The following is a 12,420-nucleotide window of genomic DNA, read 5'->3' as shown; positions in this document are numbered from 1 at the left end:
GCAGTCGATAATGCATATGAAGCATTAATAAGAGCACAATTATCATTAAGATTGATTCCAAATAAAGATCTACTACAAGATTTAATTAATAAAGCTGAGACATTAAATGCTGCAAATTATAGTGCAAAATCATGGAATGTAATGCAAAATGCTTTAGAAGAAGCTAAAGCAACATTAGGAAATGAAAATGCAACTCAAGAAGAAATAGAAACAGCAATTAAAGGACTAGAAGCAGGTATAGATAATTTAGTAGTAAAAGATGCAGCAACAACTCCTGTAGCATCAGGGGATACAACAGCAAGTATCAAGACAGGAGATAGTGCAAGTATGATTAGTGCTTTAGGATTAATGACATCATTAGGTATGATTGTTTATCTTAAGAAAAAAGAAGAAAATTAGTAATTTTCCTTAATTTAGACCGCCAATTTTGGCGGTTTTCTTTTTTATGTTTAAAAAAGTAGTAAAGGCATAATAATTATAATTGTACATATATTATTTTAAAAGTGATAGGGTTGGAGATATGTAAAGGAGGGTATGAATGACAGGACGGAAATTAATATCTTTTTTAATAAAAAATAAAGATCAAGATCATGTTATAGTTACATTATTAAAAGAAAAAAGGCAATATTTAATTAGAACGGAATATGAACATATTGGTGATAAAATAAAAGAGACTAATCATGAAATTGAACGTGATTTGGTTTCGCGTATTTTTTATGATTTAGAGGCTGCAAAATTTGATGAAATTGAAAATATTAATAATAATGATGAAGTTGCCAATATGAAAGTATATTATAATGATCAAGAGTACTTAGAATATAGTATCTCTAAAAGAATATTAGAAAAAAGGGACACGCTAAATGATGTTGTTAAATGTTTGATAGCTTATGTAGATGATAGTATAAATAAAAGTATATTTGCATAGAGATAAAATATAATCGTATATATACTTCAACCTATAAAATCACTTTATAGAATTATTTAAGATCTTTTTGATTATCTGTTTTAGCTATAAATATGTTTAAAATTAATTGTTGATAAAGTGTAATAAAAATTATTTAATAAAATATAGGAAATTTGTTCCAAATAATATACAATAGGAATGTAAAATTAGGAGGAATAAATAATGAGTGGATTTTTTGGTGTAGCATCGAAAGAAAGTTGTGTATTAGATTTGTTTTTTGGCGTTGATTACCATTCTCATTTAGGTACTAGACGTGCTGGGATGACTGTACATGGAAAAAATGGGTTTAAAAGGGCAATCCATAATATTCAAAACTCACCATTTAGAACTAAGTTTGAAAAAGATATTGAAGAATTTAATGGAAATTTAGGAATTGGATGTATTTCAGATAATGAAGCGCAGCCTTTATTAGTTAAATCACATGTAGGTTCGTTTGCTATTACGACAGTAGGACGAATTAACAATTTAGAACAATTGAAAGAAGAGTGTTTTGCTAACGGTTCAACTCACTTTTTAGAAATGAGTTCAGGAGAAATTAATCCAACAGAATTAGTAGCAGCATTGATTAGTCGTAAAGATAGTCTTGTTGAAGGAATCAAGTATGCTCAAGAAGTAATTAAAGGATCGATGAGCATTTTGCTTTTAACAGCTGATGGTATTTACGCAGCTAGAGATAAGTTAGGGCGTACACCAGTAATTATTGGTGAAAAAGCGACAGGATATTGTGTTACTTTTGAAAGTAGTGCTTTTTTGAATTTGGGATATCATCATTATTGTGATTTAGGACCTGGAGAAATTGTTTATATAACACCAAATAAAATAGAGGTTAAACAGGGTCCTGGAGATAAAATGAAAATATGTTCATTCTTATGGGTATATTATGGTTATCCTACATCTACATATGAAGGTGTAAATGTTGAATGCATGCGTAATCGTTGTGGTAACTTATTAGCAGGTCGTGATGACATTCAACCTGATAGTGTGGCTGGGGTACCAGATTCAGGAATTGCTCATGCGGTTGGTTATTCAAATGCCTCAGGTATTCCCTATGCCAGACCATTTATAAAATACACACCAACTTGGCCACGTTCGTTCATGCCGACAAGTCAAGAACAACGTAATATGATTGCAAAAATGAAATTGATTCCGGTAAAAGAATTAATAAAAGGGAAGAAACTGCTTTTAATTGATGATTCGATCGTACGTGGAACGCAGCTAGGAGAAACAACGGAATTTTTATATGAAAGTGGAGCTAAGGAAGTGCATGTGCGTCCTGCTTGTCCACCAATCATGTTTGGGTGTAAATATTTGAATTTTTCACGCTCTAGTTCTGAATTGGATTTAATCACGCGACGTGTAATTCAAAAATTAGAGGGTGATAATGTCAGTGATGAAGTACTGCAAGAATATGCAGATCCTGATACAGAGAGATATAAAAATATGTGTGAAGAAATTAGAAAGCGTTCTAATTTCACTTCACTTAGATATCATCGTTTAGATGACATGATTAAAGCAATTGGGTTGGATAAATGCAAATTATGTACATACTGCTGGGATGGTAAAGAGGATTAGGACTGTTTTTGCAGTCCTTTTATATTGAATCATGTTTTGAATTTTGATAAAAAATGAGATTATACTTATTATAGGTATTGACTTAAATAATTATCCGTTTTATCATATTAAATAGTAATAAATTCGTTGAACTAGGAAGAGTAATTAACTAAAATTTATTTAAGAGACTTGATGGCTGGTGAAAATCAAGATAGAGTAGTTAATGAATGGGCCTAGCTAGAAGCAAAATGAACCCTTTGGTAGTAGTGGCGCCGTAATTTTCGCGTTAAGAAAAACAGACATGATGGTGTCTTACAAGGTGGCAAAATGGTTTTTTATCCTTGAGGATAAAAGCCTTTTTTATTTAGAAAAGGAGTATAGAAATGAAAAATATTATTTTAACAGGTGATCGTCCTACTGGTAGATTACATTTAGGGCATTATGTAGGGTCACTTAGAAGAAGAGTAGAATTACAAAACTCTGGTGAGTTTGATGAAATTTATATTATGATTGCGGATTCTCAAGCACTTACAGATAATGCTGATGATCCTGAAAAAGTACGTCGCAATATTTTAGAGGTGGCTTTAGATTATATGTCAGTTGGTTTGGATCCTAAAAAGGCGACAATGTTTATTCAGTCACAAGTTCCAGCATTGTTTGAATTTACTGCTTATTATATGAATTTAGTTACAGTTTCAAGATTACAACGAAATCCAACGATAAAAGAAGAAATAAAACAGCGGGGGTTTGAAACAAGTATACCTGTAGGTTTTTTAAACTATCCAGTTTCACAAGCTGCTGATATTACAGCATTTGATGCTACTTGTGTACCAGTTGGTGAAGACCAAATGCCATTAATTGAACAAACTAGAGAAATTGTTCATAGTTTTAATCGTATTTATGGTGATGTTTTAGTTGAACCTAATATTATGTTAGCTGAAAATGAAGTATGTCAAAGATTACCAGGAGTTGATGGGAAAGCTAAAATGTCAAAATCAATTGGTAATTGTATTTATTTATCAGATACTAGTGAAGAAGTTCGTAAAAAGGTCATGAGTATGTATACAGATCCAAATCACTTGAAGATATCTGATCCAGGAACAGTTGAAGGAAATACAGTATTTACTTATTTGGATTGTTTTTGTAAAGATGAATATTTTGAAAAATATTTACCAGAATATAAGAATCTTGATGAATTGAAAAATCATTATCGTCAAGGTGGGTTAGGTGATGTAAAAATAAAGAAATTCTTGTTTAATGTTTTAGAAGAAAATTTGAATCCGATTAGACAGCGTCGAAAAGAGCTGGAACAGGATATAACATATGTTATGAAAGTATTAGAAGAAGGTTGTATTAAGGCAAATTTAAAGGCAAATGCTACTTTAAAAAGAGCCAAAGATGCAATGAAAATCAATTATTTTAGTAATCAAGACAGTATCACTGATTATTTTAAATAATTAATAAGCAGCTAATAAATACTAGAATCAAAGTTTGATGCTATTTGTCGTTAAAAGATTTTAAAGAGGTTTTTATTCTATTGATATATCCAATAGATTTAAAAATCTCTTTTTTATTTGGCTTTCTATGAAAATGATGTAGATATAAAAACAGTAAAAAGTATACTTTGATAATACTATTTACAATATTAATAAGGATATTCAAAATAAGATGATCAATTATTTATTAGAATAAAAAATTATGAAAATAAAAGAATATTATGTTGTTTTATTCATTAAGGTAAAAAAATTAAATCTATGATTATTAAGTTTTTTGATATCACAAAGAATAGAAAAACTATTTTAAAAGAAATTACGCTAATAAATATGAATTAGAGTTATTTAATAAGACTATTATAATGAAAATGTAATAGTAGGGCGACACAAAGAATAAAGTTGTGATTAAAGGGTAGAGAAAATAATCTTTACCTTTATTATTTAAATGAAAGTATATTACTAAATATAACATATATTTAATGTATTTTTATATTATTTTGCTAATTATTGTATTAATTTACTAATAAAAAAATAATATAATATAAATATAATAAGAAATTAAATATTAGCAAAGGAGGATATAAAAATGAAAAGGATATTAAAGGGATTTCTTGTTATAGCAATTATAATTTCTACTTTTGTTACAGGAATAAATAATACAAAAGCAGTATCTGATGGTGAAATAATATATCCTGTAAATGCAGATGCATATATCAGAAGTGGTAATAATGCTAACAATAATTATAATTATGAAAATATTACTCAAGCTCATGGATCTCAGTATGTTGGTAAGAATTATAAAGTAATAAATACCAAATATTATCCAAATGGTTCTAAGATCATTAGTGTAATGAAATTAGAGCTGCCATCTATTGAAGAAATCAATGAAAACAAACTTGATACATATGGTTTTGAGTTTAATATTTTTAAGAATCCTGATTTCAATAAATCAGGACAAACATATCATTTCTATTATACTGATGATGTAAATTGGAGTGAAACTACACTTACCTGGAATAATAAACCAGCAGGTATTGGAACTGGTGAAATTTTATTTGACTTTACAATTCCTCAAGGTTTTGAATATGAAAGCAAAAGTGATGATGAAAAAAGAATTCGAATTGATATAACAGAAAAAATTAAGGAATTGATAGAAAAAGGCATTACAGCAATAACTATCTATGTTGAAGGCGAGTTAAAAGCAGATACTTCATTAATGATTCACAGTAAAGAAAGCGGTGATGGCAGTTTAGGAGCAAAACTTGTTGCTTCGAATAGTAACTATAGTAAAAATAGGCTAGAACAGTTGATCAATCAATGTATGTCGATAGAAAAGAAAAATTATACTAAAACAAGTTATGATTTATTAACAGCTAGTTTAGATGATGCTAAAGCAGTACTTGAAAGTGGGACAACAGTAGAAATAGATAATGCTTATGCTGCATTGCTTGCTGCTAAAGAGGCTCTAATAGCTGAATATCCGGTCTTAGAAGATGGTTATATAAGAAGTGATAAAGGGACTAGTGTATATAACTATGAAAATATTACCCAGGCACATGGATCTCAGTATGTGGGAAAAGATTATAAAGTTATAAATTCTAAATATTATCCAAATGGAAATGAAATCATTGGAGTAATGAAATTTGCACTACCTACATTAGAAGAAATAAGTGAAAGTGATTTTGATACATTTAAATTAAGCTTTAATATGTTTAAGAATCCGGGATTTAATAATGGAGCGCAGACATATCATTTCTATTATAGTGATGATACTAACTGGAGTGAATCATCACTTACATGGAATAATAAACCTACATCAATCAAACATGATGGTGAAAATCTACTTTGTGACTTTACAATTGTTCAAGGTGATGAATATGAAACAAAACCAGATCTTCAAAAAGCAGTGAATATTGATATCAGCAGTAAGATAAAAGAATTAACTAAAAATGGTATAAATGAAATTACGGTATTTGTTTGTGCCGAAAATAAGTTAGATACCTCAATTATGTTTCATAGTAAAGAAAGTGGTGATGGTACACTAGGGGCAAAGATCGTTGGTTCTTATCAAAATTATCGAGGACAATTAGAAACTTTGATTAATGAATGTAAAGAGCTGGATAGCAGTAATTATACTGAAGAAAGTTTTTCAGTTTTAACTCAAGTATTAAATGAAGTACAACAGGAATATGTTGAAGGGACTTCATTAGAAAATCATGTTTCTTATGAAAAATTATTAAAAGCTAAAGAAGCTTTAGTATTAGTTAAAGATCTTGAGGATATTGATAATATTGCTTATCATAAACCGACAAGAAGCAATTTATCAAAGACCCAAAGTGATAAAGTAACTGATGGTGATCTTACTACTTATTGGTCAGGATCATTCTATCCTTCATATGTAGATATTGATTTGATGGATACATACGAATTAACTAAATTAAAAATATATACTTTAGAAGGTAAAAACTGCTGGTATGCAGTTTATGGAAGTAATGATGGTTCTACATATGATCGTATATATCAAAAACATGTTGATTCTTTAGCGACAAACGAAGGTGATGAAATTGTTTTTGATACGGCCCAGTCATATCGTATTTTAAGAGTATATATTGAATATACCCAAGGTGATGACAAAGCTTATTTAACAGAAGTTAAAGCTTATGGTACAGCATTGCAAACAAATGAAGATGTTTTAAAAGAGGGGACTTTGGAAGAAATTCTTGATGTAACTTCTTATGATGAAAGTGAGTACGCAGCCACAATTACTAAAGAAGAGACAATTGAAAATGTTTATGGAATTATTGATCGGACGATCGGTGAAGAATATCGTAACTGGTTTAGTTTTGAACTTGTAGATGACAATAGTGAAAATGACTGGTATGAAATTAGTGATCAGAATGATAAAATTCATATTAAAGGTAATGAAGGATTATCGCTTACTACGGGATTAAATTATTATTTTAAGAATTATTTAAATGTGCATATTTCAGAACAGACAATGCAGGTAAATATGCCAGATGAATTAGTTAAAGTAAATGAAATCATCAAAAAAGAAACGCCATATCAAGTACGCTATGCATATAATTATTGTACATTGAGTTATACATTTGCCTTCTTTGGTGAAGAACAGTGGCAAAGAGAGAATGATTGGCTAGCATTAAATGGAGTCAATGTAGTACTTGATCTTGCTGGTCAAGAAGCAACCTGGATTAAATTTTTAATGAATTTTGGTTATTCTTTTGATGATGCTAAAGACTGGTTGAGTGGACCCGCTTATTATGCATGGCAGTTTATGGACAATATGGAATCATTTGGTGGACCAGTTCCTGATGGTTATGTAAAAGATCGCTTAGAATTAGCTAGATCTTCACAACGCTGGAAAAGATCATTGGGAATGCAAACGATTCTTCAAGGGTATGCGGGAATGGTACCGACTAATTTTGATGAATATCAGCCTGATGTAACTGTAATTAAACAGGGGAATTGGAATGGCTTTAGTCGTCCTGATATGATTGCGACAGATTCTAAAGAATATGATCTATATGCACAGTTATTTTATCAAGCCCAGGAATTTGTTTATGGTGCCACTAGTGATTATTATGCAGTCGATCCATTTCATGAAGGTGGGATCCGTCCTGCTGGGTTAAGTGATGCAACTATTGCAGCCGAAGTACTTGAATCGATGCTTGATTATGATCAAGATGCTGTATGGGTAGTCCAGGGATGGCAAAGTAATCCAACTAATGATCTATTAAAAGGAATGGGTGATAATCGTGAAGATCACGTATTGATCGTTGATTTAATTAAATATCCAATTTCAGACTGGACTAAGTATGACCAGACAAGTTATGGTAGTACTAAATTAGACGCTAAAGAGTTTAATGGTACTAGCTGGGCTTGGGGATTACTTGCAAACTTTGGTGGTAATCCATCGATGCATGGACAGATGCAGGTTATGGTAGATGATATCATGGAAGCTCAAAAAACTTCTTCACACATGGTAGGATTAGGTATTATTTCAGAAGCACAATATGATAATCCTGTAATGTATGATTTGATTTTTGATTTAGCGTGGGCTGATGATGATTTTGATTTAGATGATTGGCTTAATCGATATATAGAAAGAAGATACGGTGGGACTTCACAAAATGCGCAAATGGCCTGGCAGATCATGAAAGATGCTAATTATGATCATGGTGTAAGATATACTAATGAATTGTTTGGAATGAAATCTAAAGCACCGCAAGATTATAAGGAACAAAATATCCCGTATGGTGCTGATCAATTAGAGAGCGCTTTAAGACTGCTTATTAGAGACTTCGATAAATTTAAAGACAGTGAATGTTATTTATATGATTTAAGTGAAATAATGCGTCAACAAGTAAGTAATTATGCTGTATTAAAATATAATGATGTTTTAGCAGCTAAAAATGCAAATGATTTAGAAGCATTTAAAAAATACAAAGAAGAATTTTTAAGGGCTTTTGAAATTTTAAATGAAGTAGAAGCTACGCAACAAGAACAGCTAGGTGGTGAATGGATCGGCAAAGCTCAAGATATTGCTGCAAATTATGATGATTTTGCAAGGGATTCATTTACAATGAATGCTAAAGCATTAATTACATCTTGGGGATCAAGAGCTGGACATCGTAGTTTAAAAGATTATGGCTGGCGTAATTACGAAGGGATTTTTAAGGATCTTTATACTAATATCTGGAGTGATTATTTAAATCGGGTCGAAGCAAATATGGAAAATGGAACCCCATTAAATAATATTAATAAAAATGGATACTTTGATCTATATTGGAAATGGAATATGGCTGATCAGGAATATACAAGAGATGCTAAAGATTCACCAGAAGAAATTTATGAAGTATTAGAAAAAGTACTAGAAAATTGTGCTATTAGTGGCGATGTTGATGCCAATATTGGAAATCTTGCTCTTACGGGAATCGTTAAAGACAGCAATGATTTAAAAGCTGATGTAAATGCTGTTAATGATGGTGATGCAACGACAATATATTCTTTTAAAGCAAAAGATGAAAAAGCTCCACAAGTTATTGTTGATTTAATTGGCGTATTCCAGCTAAGTGAGATCGATGTTATTGTAAATGATACTTATGACTATGAAATATGGGTTAGTGAAGATAATGTTGATTGGTTAAAAATTGGTGACGGAATAAGTGATGAAACAAAATTTGCTGTCCAAGGAAGTGTTCGTTATATCAAGCTTGTTGGTATAAATAATATTGCTCAATTAAGTATTGGTGAAATAAGAGCTTATGGTGAAAGAGTATTACCAACTTTAAATCAGTTAGAAAATCTTATTGAATTTTGTGAAAGTATAAATACTAGTGGTAATGAAGAAAGTAAGATTACAGATTTTAATAATATTTTGAATTCAGCTAAAAAAGCAGTTGATAATGAAGCTGCCCCTGATGAAATAAATACAGTATATTGGAATTTATATGATGCCGTAACTGATTTAAATTTAAGCGGAATCTTCAATCTATCATTGAATAAACCAGTGACTGCGCATAATGATCCAAGTGGCAAATCAGCAAATTTAGTTGATGGTAATTTATCTAGTGCTTGGGATGCGGGACGTTTGAGTTTGACAGGTGCGCCATATGAAGATAAGATTACTCCAGCATGGGCAATCGTTGATTTAAAAGAAGAATATCAAATCAGTGAGATAGAAATTAATTTTGGCAGCAATGTGTGGCATCATTATACTGTTTATGGCAGTGTTGATGGTGAAGAATGGTTTGAAATAGGTAATAAAGATACGGATAGCTTACCAAATGATATTGAAGATACTTATAAATTAGAAAATACTTTTGCCCGTTATATTAAATTAGAAATTACCAATGTTCAATTAGAAAGTTCGGGGAAAAGAACGCCTGTAAAAGTTAATGAATTAATTATTATAGGGAAAATGAAAGACTTGTTAGATAAAGAAGCATTACAGCAGCAAGTTGCTTTTGCAAAAGCTATTGATTTAGAAAAATATCAAGATGGAATAGAAAAAGATACATTTATTATTATACTTACAAAAGCTATTGAAATATTAGATAGCGCAACAACTCAACAAGAAATAGATAATGTTTTAACTGCTTTAAACGAGGCAATAGAAGCACTTGAGTCTATTAATATAGAAGACAAAACAGCATTACAAATAGCTGTTGATACTGCTAATACTTTAAAAACTCAAGGCGCATTAGATAATGTTGTACCAGCAGTCGTTAATGAATTTGAAGCAGCATTGGCTGAAGCTGAAGGTATTTTAGCTGATAATTATGCTGATCAAATAACGATCGATACATCATTCTATCGTCTAGCTAATGCAATTCATATGCTAGACTTTGTAAAAGGTGATAAGAGTGCCTTAGAAGCCTTACTAGAAGAAGCAAATGGTCATGAAGAAGAAAATTATACAACTGATTCATGGACAGCATTGCAAGAAGCAATCGAAGCAGCAACTGAAGTCATGAATGATGAAAATGCATTAGAAAGTGATGTAACAGAAGCGTTAAATAACTTAACTAATGCTATTGGAAACTTAGTCTTAAGAGCTGATAAGACAAGATTACAAGAAGCATATGACATGGTAAATGGCTTAGATAAAAGTCTATATACAGAAGCAAGTGTCGCTGGAATAACAGAACCAATGACAAATGCAAAAGCAGTATTAGATGATCCAGATGCAACCCAAGCAGAAGTCGATAGTGCATATGAAGCATTAATAAGAGCATACTTAGATATGAGATTGATTCCAAATAAGGATCTATTACAAGACTTAATTAATAAAGCAAATGGATTAAATGCTGCAAATTACAGTGCTAAGACATGGAATGTAATGCAAGATGCTTTGGAAAAAGCTAAAGCAACATTAACAGATGCAAATGCGACTCAAGAAGAGGTCGATAATGCTAAAGAAGTGTTAACGAAAGCAATGGCGGGATTGGAAACAAGCAATTCAGTCAAAGCCGGTGATACAACAGCAAGTGTCGCTACTGGAGATAGTGCAAGTATAATTCAGATATTAAGCATGCTAGTAATGTTAGGAACATTAGTTATTATGGTTAATGTTAAAAAAATTGAGGATTAATTTAAGGGGCTGTATTAAGTTACAGCTCTTTAAGTATTAAAAATAAATTAAGAGTAATTGTTTTTTTATAAGAAATAGGATATATTTTTAAATGTCAAGATTATATTAACGAAATATGTAGAGGGAAAATATATGAATTTTTTTATTTTTATTATGTTGATTTTATGTTTGATTGGATTATTAGATAAAATTTTAAATAATCGACTAGGTTTAGTTGAAGCTTTTGATAAAGGAATAAATTCAATGGGAAGCATTGCTATGAGCATGATTGGTTTTTATTGCATTGCGATAGCTTTGATTCAAAAAAATGTTGATGTTATTACAGCGATGAGCAGTAATTCTTTACTTGATCCAAGTATTATTATTGGCAGTATTTTAGCTCCAGATATGGGGGGATTTTCTATTATATCAGGGTTAGATAATAAAGCTTTTTTGATTTTTTCTGGAGTGATTTTAACATCTACATTAGGTCAAACAATTAGTTTTCAATTACCTATTTTTTTAGCTTCTTTAAAAAAAGATGATCTGCAGCCTTTTATTAAAGGATTAGTATATGGAATCTTAAGTTTACCTTTAGTTTTAGTTATCTTTGCATTATATTTACAAATACCCCATTTATTGATTAATCTTTTACCAATTTTAATTTTGTGTTTATTATTGATTGCCGGATTATATTTTTCTTATAAAAAAACAATTTTTGTGTTGACCTTATTTGGATACGTAATAAGAATTGTGAGTATGATTTTATTTGCTTTAGTTATTTTACAATTATTTTTTGATTCATTTTCTTTTACTAGCACTGCATTAATTAGTGAAGCAATGATAATTGTGCTAAGAATGTGTATAGTAGTTTGTGGATCAATGATTTTAAGTGATATACTTATTAAAAAATTTTCAAGAATTATTTTTATGATTGGTCAAAAATTAGGAATCAATAGTACTAGTGTGATAGGATTATTATTAAGTTTTGGAACAAGTATTGCGATGATTCCACTATTTAGCCAAATGGATCATAAAGGAAAAGTGATAAATGCAGCATTTAGTGTTAGTGGTGCTTATGTATTTGGGGGACAATTAGGATTTATTTCAAGTGTTGTTGATAATCATGGAGTTTTGATATATATGACAAGTAAGATCATAGCTGGTGTTTTAGCAATTACTTTTGTAATGATATTTGATAAGTTGAAAAAAAATAATTTTAAGATCAATGACTGATCTTGTTTATATGTTTGATGACATAATTTATCTTAATAATATTTTAGTTAAATACAAATAAATAATTAATATGCTAAAATTTTATC

Annotated in this window: 6 protein-coding genes; all 6 read left to right on the top strand. The window is 30.3% G+C overall.

Translation table 11 applies throughout. The annotated features are described in order from the left end of the window. On the top strand, positions 1 to 399 hold a 399-nt coding region (locus BR82_RS15510; protein ID WP_034864542.1), incomplete at its 5' end, for an FIVAR domain-containing protein. 139 nt (positions 400 to 538) lie between these two features. Beyond that, on the top strand, positions 539 to 925 hold the full coding sequence (locus tag BR82_RS0108690; RefSeq protein WP_027089872.1) for a hypothetical protein: 387 nt from the start codon (positions 539 to 541) through the stop codon (positions 923 to 925). A gap of 201 nt (positions 926 to 1,126) precedes the next feature. Beyond that, positions 1,127 to 2,536 carry an amidophosphoribosyltransferase gene (locus BR82_RS0108685; protein WP_027089871.1) on the top strand — a complete coding sequence of 470 codons (1,410 nt, stop codon included), beginning with the start codon at positions 1,127 to 1,129 and terminating at the stop codon, positions 2,534 to 2,536. 362 nt (positions 2,537 to 2,898) lie between these two features. Next, positions 2,899 to 3,972, top strand: a complete 1,074-nt coding sequence (gene trpS, locus BR82_RS0108680; protein WP_027089870.1) for a tryptophan--tRNA ligase — start codon at positions 2,899 to 2,901, stop codon at positions 3,970 to 3,972. A gap of 622 nt (positions 3,973 to 4,594) precedes the next feature. Beyond that, entirely contained in the window at positions 4,595 to 11,119 is a 6,525-nt protein-coding gene (locus tag BR82_RS16365; protein ID WP_051592797.1) for an alpha-N-acetylglucosaminidase TIM-barrel domain-containing protein, read from the top strand. Positions 11,120 to 11,251: 132 nt separating this feature from the next. Then, entirely contained in the window at positions 11,252 to 12,334 is a 1,083-nt protein-coding gene (gene eutH / locus BR82_RS0108670) for an ethanolamine utilization protein EutH (RefSeq protein ID WP_027089869.1), read from the top strand. The last annotated feature ends 86 nt before the right edge of the window (positions 12,335 to 12,420 follow it).

It is taken from the genome of Thomasclavelia saccharogumia DSM 17460 (genome assembly GCF_000686665.1).
Classification (GTDB): domain Bacteria; phylum Bacillota_I; class Bacilli_A; order Erysipelotrichales; family Coprobacillaceae; genus Thomasclavelia; species Thomasclavelia saccharogumia.
This window is presented reverse-complemented; position numbering and strand designations above follow the sequence as displayed.